Below are 16,285 nucleotides of genomic sequence, written 5' to 3'. Positions count from 1 at the left end.
ATAATGAGATAAGGAGTACAACAATGACAAATATAATCGCCTGTATCGATGGTTCTGCATTATCAGAAAACGTCACCACAGCATCTGTATGGGCGGCCAAACAAATGGCCTGCCCTCTGACATTGCTGCATTCCTTAGAGAAAGAAGCTACTAGAACCGATGAGGACCTATCTGGTTCCATCGGTTTTGGTAGTCGAGAGCATTTATTAGATGAGCTTGTTGCGCTTGACGCCCAACGAGCTAAGTTAGCACTGGAACATGGCAAGTTGGTACTTGAAAACGCCAAAGCATTTGCACTAAAAGCCGGAGCCAAACAAATAGAATTGCTACAACGTCATGGCGACCTTATTGAAACACTTGCTGATCTTGAGGATGAAACTCGTCTTATTGTGATTGGTCGACTTGGTGATAACCATGCGATGAACGCCCATACAATTGGATCACACATAGAGCGAGTTGCACGCACTTCACATAAACCCATTTTAATTAGTGTAGATAAATTCAAAGCGCCTAAAAATTTCATGATCGCCTACGATGGCCGTGAAGCCGCAGACAATGCCATTGCTCGCATTGCCCAAAGTCCACTTCTATTAGGTTTACCTTGCCACTTAGTCATGGCAGGAGACGACTCAAAAGAAAGACGCGCCAAACTAGAAGAAGCTCAAAACATACTTGAAGAAGAAGGGTTTGAAGTCACCTCGGTTATTCAGCCAGGTAAAATCTACCCTGTGCTCACCCAGTATCGCAAAGACCATAATATCGAATTGATGGCAATGGGAGCATATGCCCACTCAAAAGTCCGTCAGTTCTTTGTTGGTAGCAATACAACCAAGATGATTATTGAAAGTGATATCCCTCTTTTGATCCTTCGCTAATTAATCTCTAATTTAAAATGCTACACCAATCATCTCAAAAGACGAGCCCTTAGGATCTCGTCTTTTTTATTGTCTCTCAATCAACAACACCATAACATATGAAAAAACAAATATATGACTTTCCATATATAAATTCCTACTATAAAATCCAATAGACATCAAAATGTATTAAATGGCGACTAACATGGATCCAACTTTCTTTTTTAAAGCACTGGCAGACGATACACGCTTACGTTGTCTTTTATTAATTACACAAACAGAAGAGTTATGCGTTTGCGAACTCATGGCGGCACTTAATGAATCGCAACCTAAAATCTCGCGACATCTTGCTCAATTACGTAAAAACGGCTTGCTTAGCGACAGGCGACAAGGTCAATGGGTGTTTTACAAGCTTAATACAGAGCTTCCAGAGTGGGCACAACAGGTATTAAACACCACTTTACATAGCCAAAAACAATGGCTGCAACAAAATGTTAATCAACTCGAAAATATGGGTAGTCGACCAGAACGACTCACAACTTGCTGCTAATTTTTTGAGAGTAAACACATTCATAACACGGAGACGAATAATGACAATTAAAGTAGGAATCAACGGATTCGGCCGCATGGGTCGACTATCTTTTCGCGCCGCTTTTGATTGGGACGACGTAGAATTTGTCAAAATCAATGATGCTGCTGGCGATGCAGCAACACTTGCTCACTTAGTTAATTTTGACTCTGTTCATGGTCGCTGGCACCACAACGCCACCAGCGACGGTGAAACTATCTTAATTAACGGTCACGAAATCAAATGTACGAAAAATAGAGACATAGCTTCAACCGACTGGTCCCAATGTGACGTGGTCATTGAAGCCACTGGCGTAATGAAAACCAAAGCATTGCTACAAGCGTATCTTGACCAAGGTGTTAAACGTGTTGTCGTGACCGCACCAGTAAAAGAAGACGGTGTGCTGAATGTCGTCATGGGCGTAAACGATAAAGACTACGACCCAAGCCAACACCCAATCGTCACGGCAGCTTCTTGTACCACTAACTGTCTCGCCCCCGTAGTAAAAGTCCTGCACGAATCCATCGGTATAAAACACGGTTCCATGACCACCATTCATGACATAACCAATACACAAACCATTATCGATGCGCCCCACAAAGATTTACGTCGCGCCCGTGCTTGCGGCAGTAGCTTAATCCCAACAACGACTGGTTCTGCGACCGCCATTACACACATTTTCCCAGAGCTAAAAGGCAAACTAAACGGTCACGCGGTTCGCATCCCATTAACCAATGCGTCACTGACCGATTGCGTTTTTGAGATGAACCGCGCCACCACAGAAACAGAAATCAACCAATTACTTAAAACCGCCAGCGAAGGCGAATTAAAAGACATCCTTGGCTACGAAGAACGCCCATTAGTTTCTATCGATTACAAAACCGATCCTCGCTCTAGCATCATCGATGCGCCAAGCACCATGGTCATCAATGGAACACAAGTGAAGCTGTATGTTTGGTATGACAACGAATGGGGTTACGCCAACCGCACCGCAGAACTAATGCGTAAAGTGGGTCGTTTGGATAAATAAGCTCAGATAAAAAACAATTTAAAAACGGTCGCAAGACCGTTTCTTTCCTTCGCCACAACATCAAAGCAGAAGACGAGACTATGCTTTCACAACTATCCCAGAGCGTTCGCCAATATTTGATCGTCACAGGCAACTATTGGTGTTTTACCCTTACCGATGGCGCATTGCGCATGTTGGTTGTTTTGTATTTTTACGAATTAGGTTACGGCGCATTAGACATCGCCCTACTCTTCGTTTTCTATGAAGCCTTTGGCGTGGTAACAAATCTATTTGGCGGTTGGCTGGGCGCACGATGGGGGTTGAACCGAACCATGAACATCGGCCTAGGCATGCAAATTCTCGCCCTCGCTATGTTGTTAGTGCCTTCAACCTGGTTAACCGTGATTTGGGTGATGATCGCACAAGCCTTGTCCGGCATTGCTAAAGACCTCAATAAAATGAGCGCCAAAAGCTCCATCAAAGTTTTAGTACCAAAAGGCGAAAGTGGACAACTGTACCAATGGATCGCCTTACTGACAGGTTCGAAGAACGCTTTAAAAGGCATCGGATTCTTTCTTGGCGGTTTACTGTTAACCACCGTTGGTTTTCATCAAGCGATTCTGATTATGACGCTGGCTCTTGGCTTGGTGTGGGCGTTTAGTCTTTGGCAATTAAAAGAAGATCTTGGTAAATCAAAGAGCAAACCAAAATTCGCTGAAATCTTCTCGAAAAGCAGAGAAATCAATATTCTCTCTGCCGCTCGCATGTTTCTTTTCGGCGCGCGTGATGTGTGGTTTGTGGTCGCACTGCCCGTTTATTTAAGCAGTCAATTTGGTTGGGATCATTGGACGGTTGGCGGTTTTCTCGCACTCTGGGTGATTGGCTATGGCATAGTCCAAAGTCTTGCACCGCATATTACAGGCAAACGCAGTAAACAGATTCCCAGCGCCAATGTCGTCACCTTGTGGGCACTCGCATTAACCGTCTTGCCAGCAGGCATCGCAATCGGTTTGCAGTTATCTTTTTATCCGCAAATTATCCTGTTAGGTGGACTTATTGTGTTTGGCGCTGTTTTCGCAGTTAATTCATCATTACACAGTTACCTTATCGTTCAATTCGCCAGTAAAGAAGGCGTGTCTATGGATGTAGGGTTTTACTATATGGCCAACGCTATGGGACGGTTGATAGGAACTTTATTGTCAGGATGGATTTACCAAGAATATGGATTGATCAGTTGTTTGTGGGTGTCATTTGGGTTCTTATTTCTCACCAGCGCCATTTCACTTTGGCTGCCTAAGCAAATCAAAGAACAACCCTCTTTCTAGTCTAGAATTTATGAGTGGTATGAGAGACAAAAAGACTATAAAAAACCGAACTAGATAACTCATCCTTTGTTTGGTTTTTTATAGTACCGGTAAACACTTTAAGAAATTCCTAAAACAGAGGACCTAAAATAGCACTTCTAAAAAATAAACTATCCATTAATGCTGATACTGTATTCTTGATCATTAAAAACTACCTTAATCATATCTGCAACCGACACTTCGCCACTATTGTCAGAATCAAAATTGGAATCCATACCAAAAGCAACAACAGCAAAACCATTAACTTCTACACTTTGATCCATTACTTTAACATTCGTAGATAAAAACTCAGCGACAGCATCTGTATTTGCACCACTTCCAGGATTATCAGATAAACCGGTCAATGACGCTGTTAAATCTAATCGATCATCTTTTGCATTAAAATCAGTAATTAGATCAAGGGTGCTAGTTTCATTTAGCACAAAAGTGTCTTCACCGGCACCACCTGTCAACGTATCAACACTGTCATCATCAATTCCAATAGTTCCGCCGACTAATATATCGTTGCCAGTGCCACCAATAAGTATGTCAGCACCATCACCACCAATGAGCACATCATTACCTTCTTTCCCATCAAGAGTGTCTTGAGAATTGCCTGTCGCACCTCTCAAATCATCATCCGACGCAGTACCCTCTATGGAACCATCTGTAGTAGAGACACTTTGAATGTTGCTAATGTCAGATATTCTAAAGTCGACAGAAACCGTATCACTTAAATAGGTTACGCCTGTATCTTCGTCTGTGTCTTTAGTAATTAGTTTCTCTTCTGAAGAGGTAACAATGCCATTGGAATCTGCAACATTGATAACAATACTTAACTCACCATTCGCCAACCCAGATACATCTACCGAGTCTTCAAAATAAATCCAATTTCCATCATCATCAATGAAAATACCTGTCGCAATATTTAATACAAGCCCTTTACTATCTGTAATCGTAATAGAAGAAATGGTATTCCCAGATGCCATCCAACCACCAACTAACAAGTTTTCCGCCTCACCTTCAGTAATAATGCCATCGTAGTTTGTGTCAACAAGAAAGACATCTACATCAGCAAGCGCTGTAGTGGAGTCAATAAAGTATGCTTCTGTACTATGAGTTGTAAAGGCGTTTCCTGCCTCATCCAAACCTGAGACGGTAACTGTGATATAAGATGTCGTTTGATTCGAACCAATAAGATCCGCTCCCAGAACAGTAACAGTATATAAATACTTACCATCAAAATTCTGAGTACTTGATACGATACCTTGACCGATATCGATACCATCTAAAGTGACGGTAATTACATCATCAGGACGGGCGTCATTACCTACATATCCTGTAATATCAATATTCTCACCAGCCACGGATTCACTTGCACTTATCGTTGAATCACCAGTAATCTTGTAAACATCAATTTGGCCAAATGCTTTGGTATCTACCGTATGTGTCGAGCTCCCAACAGTCGTGATTGTGTTGCCAGCATCATCACTCGAATTGACCACTGCATTAAATTTTGTGTCTTTCGCTAAATCTGAACCAGCAACATCAACGGCCCAATTACCAAAGGTATCAACAATGCTTGTATAGGTGACGTTATTAATCACCAATGTAACAATATCGTCTTTACTAATATCTCCACCAGTCGCTGTACCAGTTACCCTGATCGTATCCGTGCTTTCTACTAAATTGATAATATCGTCTGGAGTGATGTCATCAATAATAACGATTCCTGCATCGGCAGTTATATCTGCTTCAAAGGCTGTCGCTCTTGTCTCTGTGGAAACATCTCCCGCGGCATCAATAATTTGAGCAGTAATGGTCTCTCCTGGATAAATTTCAAGACTGACTTTAGCAGCAATAATTTGCGTTGTTGACAAAGTATAAGCAGTACCATTAATCATCAAACTATCCGTTGCCGCATCGAAGTCACTTGGTAAACTAATGGTTGCGGTGACTGTATCCTTTGTATCAAGTTCTACAGCGTTATATACACCATCATCATTAACATCACCAGAAATCAAAATAGTCGGAGCCTGAACAGGTAAATCAACAACATAAGGAGACGGTTGAGTTGGCTCAACAATACTGAAGCCCGTCGTGCCAGTACTAGAATCAGCCACAACATGAATATCTGTATCAGCAGCTAAAACCCGACTTGCGTTAGAATTTTTATCAAATACTAAAGTATCTTCTACAGTGGAGTTTAAAGAACTATTACTGGTATTAAAGCCATAAGTTGGCAAAGCCGTATCATTATTACGATCAATCCTCACATCCACCCTATGTTGCTCATCTGAAAACTCATCTCCCGCCGCTGGTGCGTTTTGCAGAGTTGACGGGTCTACTCCATCTAAAATAGCTTGTTGTAACGCTTCGATTGAGATCGTGGATTGAGAAAGTAAAGTATCATCAAAAGAAACAGCCCCTTGAAACAATGTATCCATATTACTTAGGCTATTAATTTCATCGGATAGTTCAACGAAAGAATGAGGCCCAATGATAATCTCTGTTTGATTAATAAAAGTAATAATAAGGCTGTCACCACCCTGCGTAACAACCGTTTCACCAAAAAAAACAGGTGCGTTTAGGTTACTCAAGCGATCTTGACCATCAATAGACTGAAGGATAGCTGAGCCGTTGAGCTTAGTAATATAACCAACTGGAGCGCCTAAAGTGGCAAAATGTGTTTGGCTGTCGCTCATAGTGGTGCTTCCTAAGTAGAGAAAATGTTTTCGATAATGACAAGAGTAAGAGAATGCAGGTAGGAGCTCTATTGTACCTTGGTACAGCTAGTCGTATTGTTTTGTAATGAATGTTAAGTAAGGTTAATAGAATCGAAAAAAACCGGAAAACAAACAGTTATCCGGTTTCATTATTAAAGAGTATAAGACTATAGTGAAGTCTATTTTCTTTGTGTCAGAACCTATATTAAAGCTCTTTTATAAAGCGATTATTAAGACTTTTCAGCAAAGGCTTTTGCTGAAGCAATAAAAGCCTCGACACCTTCTTTCGGCGTCCTAAACGAAGTTACTAAACGCACCACACCTTCCCCCCAACGACCACCGTAAAAAGTGAAACCTTGCGCAGTTAGATGTTCTGCCATGCCTTTTGGAAAAGTACAAAACAACATATTCGCTTGAGCCGGCGTATTGATTTTTACACCCGAAACTTTAGCCAAGCCATCTTGCAACAACATCATCATACTATTGGCTTGCTCGGCATTTTTGCGCCATAAATCATTCGTCAGGTACGCCTTCATTTGAGATGACAACAAACGCATTTTTGAGTGTAAATGCCCACCACGCTTACGACGAAAAGCCAAGTCTTTTGACAAGCCCTTGTTGAATACAACAATTGCCTCTGATGCCATTGTGCCGTTTTTAGTCGCTCCAAAAGATAATATATCAACCCCCACTTTCCAGGTCATTTCAGCTGGTGTACAACCTAAGGAAACCAAAGCATTCGCAAAACGAGCACCATCCATATGAACGGGTAAACCTGCTTCTTTAGCGATATCGGTAATAGTTCGTATTTCTTTTAAACTATAAACACTACCCACTTCCGTAACTTGAGAGATACTAACCGCAGAAGGCTGGCAAGAATGGACATCACCTATTTTTTGATGGGCAAGTTCTTGCAATTTAATTGGATCGATTTTCGCATCTTGCCCATCGACTCCAACCAAACGCGCTCCACCTGTATAAAATTCTGGTGCAGAGCATTCATCATTTAAAATATGACTTTCTGAATGGCACAATACGCTGCCCCAGCTAGGCGTCATTGCGCCAAGACTCAACACATTTGCAGCAGTTCCTGTCGACACCATAAAGACATCAAGGTCACATTCAAACAAAGCAGACAACATTTCTGTGACTTCCGCAGTTACTTCATCATTTCCATAAGGCATTGCGTCACCTTGCGCCGCCTCCATCATTGCTTGAAAAACAGACTCCGATGCGCCTGCTGTATTGTCACTGGTAAAGGTAACCTTCATCCATTCGTCTCCGTCTCTTTGTCATTCATCATTATCTAAAACTATTTAGTAGTAACAAAAAAACGCCAAGTAGGACAGCTCCATCTTGACGTTTTTTATGATCAAATCATTGTTCTCAATATGAAAAACTAAGACTCAACGATTTTAATATGAAAAGCACCGACCTCGGCATCTATCACTTCAACACGGGAACTGGCTTCAATGGGCGCCGTACAAATCAGCTTCCAATTCACACCAGAATAATGATAAGTCACAGCTTTCGTAGGCGAAACAGACTCTTGTAAGATAAATTGATGGCCGACCAAATCGCCTTGTGCTTTTTTAGGGCTAACATCCGCTTGCATGCGTTTCAATGGTTGCCAAAGCAACCCAGCAGCAACAAGTGTAATCACACCTGTACACAAAGACGCGCTCAGTACACTGTCTGGAAGAAGTCCGATATACAACAAAATACTTGTTGTGATAGCAGCGACACCGACAAAAAACAGCACAAAGGTCGAGAAGCCCAACACAACGACTTCAACAACCAGCAAGATCAAACCAATAATAAACAAGCTTTCCGCTAGGTTATTGGTTAACAAATCCATGGCTAGCTCCTTTATTTAGAAGACATTTTCTGAATAATTGTCATCGCTTGAGCAACAACAGACGCCGCGTCTGTACCACCATCAGGTAACAAGACAACGGAAGATTCTTTCGCAATTGCGTGTTTCGCTTCAATCGCTTTCGTCGCAAGATCCAACTGAATGGCTTTTTGCCCTTCATCTGTCGCTGCGGCTTCACCAACTTGACGCAATGATTCTGCTTGAGCGGTAGCCACGGCAACAATCGCCTTTGCTTCACCTTCGGCTCTCAACACTTGTTCTTCTTTATCTGCTTCTGCGGCTAAGACAACAGAGGCTTTTTGACCTTCAGCACGGTTAATCGCTGCTTGACGATCACCTTCTGATTCCAAAATCTGCGCACGTTTCACACGTTCCGCTTTCATTTGAGCTTCCATCGCTTCCATTACAGATTGTGGTGGAATGATGTCTTTGATTTCGTAACGTAGAACCTGAATCCCCCAAGGACCAGCGGCATCATTAATTGACGAAACGATATTAGTATTTAAAAGATCACGCTCTTCGAACGTTTTATCCAACTCCATTTTACCCAACTCAGAACGCATGGTTGTTTGGGCTAGCTGAGTAACAGCAAAAACATAATTGTCTACACCATACGTGGCTTTATATGGGTCAAGTACGCGGAAATACAACACACCATCGACATGCAAAGAAATATTATCTTTCGTGATAGCACTTTGCTCAGGCACATCTACAGCTTGTTCTTTAAGAGAACGATCCGCAGAAATACGGTCGATAAACGGGAAAATAAAGTTCAACCCTGCTTCTTTCGTTGATTGGTACTTACCAAAACGCTCAACCACATATGCCTGATTCTGAGGCACAAACTTAATTGAATTTTTTAGTGCTAGCACAACCAACACTAAAACCAATGTTTGTATGCTTAATAAATAGTGAAGTATTTCTTCCATAAATCTAACCTTTATTCATTTAAAACAATATCAAACTTGTATCTTGCGAAAAAATCGCCAAAAAACACAAGGAAAAGCGATCAACAAATCGCCCTACTAGTAGGCACTTTTTACCATCAAAAGTCACCAAAAAAGCGAAAAGTTAGCAATTCTCAATAGCATTTAATACAACCGTCGCTTGCAAACGGCTTTGACCAAAACGAGACATCTTCTCGAACTCATCCCGAGCAATTGGAACATACTGGCAATCCAATGGGTTTTGCGTGTCATCTTTGACTTCATAGTCTGGATCATGGACCAAAATACAGTGTTCATCGTAGCCCGACATAACCACCCAATGTGGCGCTTTTTTACCGTCCATTCGAAAGGTACTGATCAAAATAATCGCCAACGCACCAGAATCAAAGGCGCTAATCAATTGCTCTAATGGCATAACAGAATAATGCACTGCTATCTTTAATACTTCACACTGTTCAGTAAAACTTTTATGTACCCTAGTAATCACCTCTTTCTTCAATTCATCACGTACACTACCCACAAACAACGGCCCGTCTTCACTTAACCAGACTTGGGCTGACAAGCCGCGTTTCTGAGCCGCCAACGCCAATCCCATCGGATGACAACCACCATGGCCCGATGTCATAAAAATCGTTGTGGCTTCGCGCCAAATTTCCAACTCATCATTGGGTGTGGCTTGATACTCAGGATGCAGCGCCGACAACACCATTTGCAGTGAAGCAGGCCCACAGGTAAAAGGTGTCCCTTGTGCCAACCAAGGCAAAGGTCGAGCCGTTTGTTCGCTGCTCACATGACGCAACGGTTTTTGCATACGAATCGCGTCGGTTTGGTCTTCGTAATACGCATCGTAATGACCAAACTCGCGATAGCCCATTGTGCGATACAAGGCAATGGCGTTTTTATTTACGTCACTGACTTCTAAACGCAGTAAGTTTTTACCTTTTTTAATGGCCTTTTGTTCACACGCTTGGATCAAGGTTTTACCAATGCCCAAGCCTCGGGCTTGTGACGATACAGCAAGGGAATACAAACGCGCCAACCTTGTTCCTTGACGGAGATGTAATAAAGCATAACCTAATAAATCCAGCTCTTCTCCAACGGCAACTAATAATGATGAGCCTGCGCTGCTAATCGCTCGACGAAAACTACGACGACTCAAACGGTCGCCAGAGAATGCGTTTTCTTCCAACGCCAACAGAGCGTTTAAATCCTCTATTGTTGCAGAGCGAATATTCACCAGAGTGGAAGCCATTACTGTGTTATTGGTCGTGCTGTTTGCTGCGTTATTGGTCGTTCTGTTTGTTGTCATTAGATCGCCTCAGAAAAGGGCTAAGAGTCGCTAGAATCGTTCCGTTAAAACATGGAATAAGTCGGAAAAGAACGATGGAAATTTCCGCGCATTCTAGGATCAAAGTTAATAAAAAGATAGCTTAATATTTAATCAAAAATATATTTATTTTTTACGATAAAAACGATTGTTAAAAGAGAAAAACAAGCGCAATATCCGCTTAAATTCAAAGCGCATAAAAACCGCTGAAACGCCCTTCAACAAGGCAATACAGGCAAATCAAATAGATCCTATTGAGAAGGAAAAGCAAAGCCAATGTCACAGACGTACATTGTTGTTGATCAGGCCAAAGATTGGTCCGCGTTTTTACCCAGTGATCGAGTGATCACATTTACACAATATCTAAACTTGGCGACCAAAAGCCAAGGACGAACACGCATTATCAACCTATGTAAAAGCAGCAAATATCTATCTGATGGATATTACTGTTCTCTGTTGGCAGAAAGTCGTGGTCATCACGTTATGCCTTCTGTTCGTGTCTTAAACGACATCAGCAAAAAAGCACTGTACGAAATGCAAGTCGCGCAATTACTGCCAGCTCTTGCGCAAAAACTGGGCACGCCAGAAACACCAACTGAACTGAGCTTCCACTGTGTGTTTGGCAAAAGTACGCAACCAGAGATGAAAGAATTCGCACGTAAAATGTTCGAAGCCTTCGCTTGCCCAGTATTGGAAGTAAAATTGAAATTCCGTAAAACCTGGCAAGTGAGCGATTTGCAAATCACGTCCCATAAAAATTTAAACGACGAAGAAGAAACCTTATTCGCAGAATCGTTAGAAGCCTTCAGTACCAAGGTATGGAACAAAAGCCGTGCCTTGCGTACCGCGAAGTTTGACTTGGCTATGCTGGTAAACCCAGACGAAGACATGCCGCCAAGTGACGCACAAGCGTTGAAAAAATTCGTGCAAGCTGGCAAACAGCTAGGTATCCAAGTCGACATGATTGGGCCAAAAGACATCATGCGTTTGCCAGAATACGATGGTCTTTTCATTCGTGAAACCACCAACATCGACCACCATACTTACCGCTTCGCGAAAAAAGCCGAAGCCGCAGGTTTGGTCGTCATGGACGATCCGCAATCCATCATGCGTTGTACCAACAAGGTGTACTTGGCCGATTTGTTTAACACTCATAAAGTGCCATGCCCAAAAACGCGCATCGTACACAAGGGTGAAAAAGACGTAGAAGAAGCATTAGAAGCCGTCATCAACTACCCAATGGTAGTGAAAATTCCTGACGGCGCGTTTTCAAAAGGCGTGATCAAAGCGGAAAATCGCGCGGCGCTGACAGAAAGTCTAAATACACTATTTAAAAAATCGTCTTTGTTATTGGTGCAAGAATATTTGTACACAGAGTTTGACTGGCGTATTGGCGTGTTAAACAACAAACCTATCTTTGCTTGTCGTTATTACATGGTGAAAAACCACTGGCAGATTTACCAACACAGCGAAACCAAAAGCCAAAGTGGTGGTTTTGATACCTTGCCAACGTTTGAAGTGCCAAGGCGTGTTTTACAGGCCTCGATTGCTGCAACCAAACCGATTGGCGATGGTTTGTATGGGGTTGATGTAAAAGAAATTAATGGCCGTGGTTACGTTATCGAAGTAAACGACAACCCAAGCATCGACCGAGGCGTAGAAGACAAATACCTAGGCGACGAACTCTATATGCACATCATGTCGGAATTCTTGCGTCGCATGCAGATGAAACGCAGCAACACACCAAGCTGATTCGAGTTTTACTAGAAAGAATCAAAACGCAAAAAAGGCGGCTCATTTCAGAGCCGCCTTTTTTATCAATTGCTTTTTCAGTAATGCAAACCTGTTATTTTTTCAGGGACTTAATCGTATTCGCTACCGATTCAGACAAGGCATTAATAAATGTTAGCTCATCTGTTTTATCTCTTAACAAACCGCCAGCGACTTTAAGGTTCATTGCAAACCCACCGCTATAAGTCAGGTTCTTTTTCGAAATCGTTGTTATCTGCTTATCGCCACCTTTGATTTTTATTACATAATCAAAAAACGGATAAGCTAAAGAGTCAGATGGAATTGGCGTTTTATCACCCACAAACCGTCTTTGGTAAGTAATAACAATATCCAATATATCCATAGAAGCGTCTGTTGATAACAAATCAGCCGCCATCAAATTACTCTTAATACTATCAGAAACCAGTGTCTGAATTTCTTTATCGGTATGATACTGAATGTCAGGCGTCACAAATTGCTCGATACTTAATGACACATTATTAATTCTAAACTGCTCTGTCGTCTCAATTGCAGGAATAGCCGTATCAGAAGACGGCGAGCTACTGCAGGCCACAATTCCGGCAAGGAAAAGGCAAGATAGACTCAATTTCAATAGTAATTTTTTCATAGGATTCTCTAGCGATGTTTAAAGTAAATGTATGAAATAGAAGCAAAGAAGAAGCAGTGCACAGTTGGAAAATGCAGCCACACACGCCATCCTTGACTAAGAATCACGATACTACAAACCGTATTTGAAAACAAAAAGTTGAAAACAAAAAGTTTGAAAACAAAAAAGGCGACTCAATGAGTCGCCTTTCTTACTGTAAACAAGATTCAACCTATGAACCGATCAAACCTTGAATTACAAGTTCGAATTACTTCGCAAGTTTAGTAAAGTAATCAAAAACAACTGGTACATCATGTTGACCTAAACCTGCATCAACTGCAGCTTGTAGCCCTTTAGAAGTACCCTCAGCGATTAAAGATTCAGTACCTAAATCTTTAACCATCTCTAAGAAGTAACCTAAATCTTTGTTTGCATTCGCAATAGAGAAACCTAGTTTCTCTTCGCCATCAACAGCATAAGCTTTAGTGAACTGCATGAATGGTGAGTTAGATGGACCAGCTGACATGATGTCGAACAACTGTTGGCCATCAACACCAGCAGCTTTTGCAACAGCAAATGCTTGTGACATTGCAGTAACAGTAGTCATACCCATGAAGTTGTTGATCAACTTAGTTGTGTGACCTGCACCCAATGCACCAAGGTAAAATACGTTCTCGCCTTGCTCATCTAGTACTGGTTTAACTTTATTAAAAGTTTCAAGATCACCAGCCGCCATGATGTTTAATAAACCATCTTTAGCGTGAGCTGGAGTACGACCTAAAGGAGCATCAATCATACCAACACCTTTAGCAGCAAGGTCAGCACCGATTTTGCGAGTAGAAGCCGGGATAGAAGTACCGAAGTCGATTAAAACAGAACCTTCTTTCATACCAGCCATAACGCCGTTGTCACCGTAAACAACAGCTTCAACAACATTTGAAGTCGTAAGAGCAAGCATAACGATGTCGCTTTTTTCAGCTAGTTCTTTACCTGTAGCAGCTTCACTAGCATTACCACGAGCAAGAACTGCTGCAACAGCATCTTTATTAAGATCCATTACATTTACTTGAAAACCACGCGTCTGTAGGTTTTCAACCATGTTGCCGCCCATAAGGCCTAGACCGATAAAACCGATAACTGGCTTTGTCATAACTAACTCCTAGCTAAATTTATTGTGTGTGTAAGTTAATGGTGCGATAAATTAACCTAAATCTTATTGTATTACAATTTAAAAATGTAAAGCCCACATAACCACTTACTAAAAGATAAGTTTTAAAAAAGTACTAAAAAATGCAAGAAATAAGGACATAAAAACAATAAATTGTCAGTACAAAGCAATATGATAGGTGTATCTAGGAAATGATGCTTTATTTAGAGCAATGGAATGGAGTTAAAACAAGAAATATAAAAAGATTTTGTATGATAAAAAAGCAATGAATCTACAAGGAGTTAGAGAATTTAAACGGATACTTTATTAAGTAAAATAAAAGATAAAAATAATGAATAGTAAAAAACTATAGGATTGTTATTTTTAATCAATTTAATGTTTTTTATTTGTTGTACTAATGTAAACACATCACACAATAAACGGGTATAACACCATGAAGAAAATAATTCAAAAACTACAAAAAAAGTATGCACCAAAAGAAGTCCATAGAGGAAAAATTACTGCAGAGGCAATCTGTAATTACAGTAATAACTACTATGGAGATAGAACTTGCAACAAGTAAAACTTGAGCATTAAAAGGATCAGATTCCTTTAGTATTTACTCTATAAGGGCTCTGATCTCTTTGATTCAAGTATCATTATAACTATGTACTTAGTAGTGACTGATCTAATAAGAACCTTCAAGCCATTGTTAAGCCATGGGAAGGTAATAATTTTCTTAGCACATACCAGCGATGGTAAGAAGCAGCTTGATTGAATTCATAAATCGGGTGTTCCGTAATTACGTCACTACTGCTTAGAGTTTGACCTTGAAAACCATCATTCCAATTTTGATAGTCTGGAATACTTTCTTGTATATTCAGTAAGTTTCCATATTGAGCGTTTTTTTCCAGGCATCGATTCTATCTTGAAGCTTACCATGTACTCGTAAAATAGATTTCACTTTAGGTGCAAGTTCAGACCAAGCTATGTAAGCACTAGGGTCAGAAAAATTTAGATGTTGGTCTGCGATGCGTTTAAAGAGGTTATGGATTTTTTCAGAGAATTCTAAAAAAACTTCTGGGCTTTTATGCCATTCCGAATTTTTATTATCTTCATAATCAAAGTGTCGCTCAAAATAAGACTGATCAGGTAAAGTGGTTGCCACATCGGGTAGATTTTCGGCAAATTTGGATTTGATGCTGTCTAATATGTGCTCAAATCCAAAAAGAGCTTTTTTGTTCAAAATATAATCTTTAATTTCTCTGTCTAAATCTTCTTGAAGTTCAAGCGGGCCATTAACTTGTTTATTCTTTTGTGAGCTCACACCAAAGAAGCCATAATGTGCAAAAGTATCACCATAGACATGAGCCATGATACCGATTAAAGGTAAGAAATAAGATTTATCAAATTGTTGGAGATGATTTTCACACATTTCACGAGCAATAGCGCTGTCTTTACGACACACAAGTCTAGCAGCCAACTCCTCCCCTTCATTACCTGGTAAAAAATGAAATGGTACCCACACTTGACGCTGATTGTCTTTATCTATGCCACTTAAATCAGGAGCATGATGAGTAGTTGCAGCGACATCACAGAAAGAAGCGTCGCTAGATTGTTCTGCGTTATCATCAACAAATTGAGTAGCATTAGCAATAACTCTAGCCGCTTCGCGCGTTAGTCCTGCAGAGCGAGCCAAACAATAGGTGCCGTAATAATGCATGTCGATTTGCATAGTGGAACTCCCTCTCAGTTCTATTCAAACAGTAGTTTCTTCCCTTACAACAAATCGACACTACTATGAAGAGGAATAGAAAACCACTAAATTCATATGTACTGCCAAGAAAAAGTTTAACCAATATTAAGTACTTTCTTGTAGCCAATCCTGTATTTTTTTGCTCTGGAATAGAGCCTTTATGCACTAAAACATCATCAATCACCACTGCAGGTGTGCTCATAACACCATAATACATCATGACTTCTGGACTAGTTTCTTTAATAATATTGACTTCAACAGCGAGCATATCGGCGACTAGCTGAATAACTTCAGCGGTTTTCACACATTTAGCACAACCACTGCCCAACACTTTAATTTCTTTCATTTGATCTTC

14 protein-coding genes are annotated in these 16,285 nt (G+C 40.9%); 5 read left to right on the top strand and 9 right to left on the bottom strand.

What is annotated here, in order from left to right; all coding sequences use genetic code 11:
• Positions 1 to 23 precede the first annotated feature (23 nt).
• The 4 genes from AC0L3Y_RS13010 (at position 24) to arsJ (ending at position 3,756) form a co-directional block, all read left to right on the top strand.
• A complete protein-coding gene (locus tag AC0L3Y_RS13010; protein ID WP_473464198.1) occupies positions 24 to 875 on the top strand; it encodes a universal stress protein in 852 nt (283 codons plus the stop codon).
• A gap of 184 nt (positions 876 to 1,059) precedes the next feature.
• Positions 1,060 to 1,404, top strand: coding sequence for a metalloregulator ArsR/SmtB family transcription factor (locus AC0L3Y_RS13005; protein WP_473464192.1), 345 nt, complete (start codon positions 1,060 to 1,062; stop codon positions 1,402 to 1,404).
• Between the two features lie 40 nt (positions 1,405 to 1,444).
• On the top strand, positions 1,445 to 2,452 hold the full coding sequence (locus AC0L3Y_RS13000) for an ArsJ-associated glyceraldehyde-3-phosphate dehydrogenase (RefSeq protein ID WP_473464189.1): 1,008 nt from the start codon (positions 1,445 to 1,447) through the stop codon (positions 2,450 to 2,452).
• A gap of 80 nt (positions 2,453 to 2,532) precedes the next feature.
• Positions 2,533 to 3,756 carry an organoarsenical effux MFS transporter ArsJ gene (gene arsJ / locus AC0L3Y_RS12995; RefSeq protein ID WP_473464185.1) on the top strand — a complete coding sequence of 408 codons (1,224 nt, stop codon included), beginning with the start codon at positions 2,533 to 2,535 and terminating at the stop codon, positions 3,754 to 3,756.
• Positions 3,757 to 3,905: 149 nt separating this feature from the next.
• On the opposite strand, the gene AC0L3Y_RS12990 is transcribed toward arsJ, so the two are convergent.
• From AC0L3Y_RS12990 to AC0L3Y_RS12970, 5 genes are all read right to left on the bottom strand, one after another.
• Positions 3,906 to 6,479, bottom strand: coding sequence for a retention module-containing protein (locus tag AC0L3Y_RS12990; RefSeq protein ID WP_473464181.1), 2,574 nt, complete (start codon positions 6,477 to 6,479; stop codon positions 3,906 to 3,908).
• Positions 6,480 to 6,730: 251 nt separating this feature from the next.
• Positions 6,731 to 7,771, bottom strand: a complete 1,041-nt coding sequence (locus tag AC0L3Y_RS12985; protein ID WP_473464176.1) for a threonine aldolase family protein — start codon at positions 7,769 to 7,771, stop codon at positions 6,731 to 6,733.
• A 128-nt stretch (positions 7,772 to 7,899) separates the two neighbouring features.
• Positions 7,900 to 8,358, bottom strand: a complete 459-nt coding sequence (locus AC0L3Y_RS12980; RefSeq protein ID WP_473464172.1) for an NfeD family protein — start codon at positions 8,356 to 8,358, stop codon at positions 7,900 to 7,902.
• A gap of 11 nt (positions 8,359 to 8,369) precedes the next feature.
• Positions 8,370 to 9,305, bottom strand: coding sequence for an SPFH domain-containing protein (locus AC0L3Y_RS12975; protein WP_473464167.1), 936 nt, complete (start codon positions 9,303 to 9,305; stop codon positions 8,370 to 8,372).
• 142 nt (positions 9,306 to 9,447) lie between these two features.
• Positions 9,448 to 10,632, bottom strand: a complete 1,185-nt coding sequence (locus AC0L3Y_RS12970) for a GNAT family N-acetyltransferase/peptidase C39 family protein (RefSeq protein ID WP_473464163.1) — start codon at positions 10,630 to 10,632, stop codon at positions 9,448 to 9,450.
• 294 nt (positions 10,633 to 10,926) lie between these two features.
• Between AC0L3Y_RS12970 and AC0L3Y_RS12965 the strand changes: the two genes are divergently transcribed.
• Positions 10,927 to 12,402: a RimK family protein gene (locus AC0L3Y_RS12965; protein WP_473464160.1), complete on the top strand. Its 1,476-nt coding sequence runs from the start codon at positions 10,927 to 10,929 to the stop codon at positions 12,400 to 12,402.
• Positions 12,403 to 12,496: 94 nt separating this feature from the next.
• Here AC0L3Y_RS12965 and AC0L3Y_RS12960 read toward each other — a convergent pair whose 3' ends face one another.
• The 4 genes from AC0L3Y_RS12960 to AC0L3Y_RS12945 form a co-directional block, all read right to left on the bottom strand.
• A complete protein-coding gene (locus AC0L3Y_RS12960) occupies positions 12,497 to 13,048 on the bottom strand; it encodes a hypothetical protein (protein ID WP_473464157.1) in 552 nt (183 codons plus the stop codon).
• 247 nt (positions 13,049 to 13,295) lie between these two features.
• On the bottom strand, positions 13,296 to 14,177 hold the full coding sequence (locus AC0L3Y_RS12955) for an NAD(P)-dependent oxidoreductase (RefSeq protein ID WP_473464154.1): 882 nt from the start codon (positions 14,175 to 14,177) through the stop codon (positions 13,296 to 13,298).
• An 877-nt stretch (positions 14,178 to 15,054) separates the two neighbouring features.
• Positions 15,055 to 15,909 carry a DUF6765 family protein gene (locus tag AC0L3Y_RS12950; RefSeq protein ID WP_473464150.1) on the bottom strand — a complete coding sequence of 285 codons (855 nt, stop codon included), beginning with the start codon at positions 15,907 to 15,909 and terminating at the stop codon, positions 15,055 to 15,057.
• The gene (locus AC0L3Y_RS12945; protein ID WP_473464147.1) at positions 15,836 to 16,276 is read right to left on the bottom strand and encodes a thioredoxin family protein; all 441 of its coding nucleotides are present in this window, start codon (positions 16,274 to 16,276) and stop codon (positions 15,836 to 15,838) included. Before AC0L3Y_RS12945 ends, AC0L3Y_RS12950 begins: the two co-directional genes overlap by 74 nt.
• Positions 16,277 to 16,285: the final 9 nt, after the last annotated feature.

The sequence above is a fragment of the Marinomonas sp. GJ51-14 genome, from assembly GCF_055808695.1.
The sequence above is the reverse complement of the archived record's forward strand: the minus strand, read 5'-3'. Positions and strand labels throughout refer to the sequence as shown.

Coding starts and splice junctions, on each gene's coding strand:
- AC0L3Y_RS13010 (WP_473464198.1), top strand. CDS start 24: ATGACAAATATAATCGCCTGTATCGATGGTTCTGCATTATCAGAAAAC.
- AC0L3Y_RS13005 (WP_473464192.1), top strand. CDS start 1,060: ATGGATCCAACTTTCTTTTTTAAAGCACTGGCAGACGATACACGCTTA.
- AC0L3Y_RS13000 (WP_473464189.1), top strand. CDS start 1,445: ATGACAATTAAAGTAGGAATCAACGGATTCGGCCGCATGGGTCGACTA.
- arsJ (WP_473464185.1), top strand. CDS start 2,533: ATGCTTTCACAACTATCCCAGAGCGTTCGCCAATATTTGATCGTCACA.
- AC0L3Y_RS12990 (WP_473464181.1), bottom strand. CDS start 6,479: ATGAGCGACAGCCAAACACATTTTGCCACTTTAGGCGCTCCAGTTGGT.
- AC0L3Y_RS12985 (WP_473464176.1), bottom strand. CDS start 7,771: ATGAAGGTTACCTTTACCAGTGACAATACAGCAGGCGCATCGGAGTCT.
- AC0L3Y_RS12980 (WP_473464172.1), bottom strand. CDS start 8,358: ATGGATTTGTTAACCAATAACCTAGCGGAAAGCTTGTTTATTATTGGT.
- AC0L3Y_RS12975 (WP_473464167.1), bottom strand. CDS start 9,305: ATGGAAGAAATACTTCACTATTTATTAAGCATACAAACATTGGTTTTA.
- AC0L3Y_RS12970 (WP_473464163.1), bottom strand. CDS start 10,632: ATGACAACAAACAGAACGACCAATAACGCAGCAAACAGCACGACCAAT.
- AC0L3Y_RS12965 (WP_473464160.1), top strand. CDS start 10,927: ATGTCACAGACGTACATTGTTGTTGATCAGGCCAAAGATTGGTCCGCG.
- AC0L3Y_RS12960 (WP_473464157.1), bottom strand. CDS start 13,048: ATGAAAAAATTACTATTGAAATTGAGTCTATCTTGCCTTTTCCTTGCC.
- AC0L3Y_RS12955 (WP_473464154.1), bottom strand. CDS start 14,177: ATGACAAAGCCAGTTATCGGTTTTATCGGTCTAGGCCTTATGGGCGGC.
- AC0L3Y_RS12950 (WP_473464150.1), bottom strand. CDS start 15,909: ATGCAAATCGACATGCATTATTACGGCACCTATTGTTTGGCTCGCTCT.
- AC0L3Y_RS12945 (WP_473464147.1), bottom strand. CDS start 16,276: ATGAAAGAAATTAAAGTGTTGGGCAGTGGTTGTGCTAAATGTGTGAAA.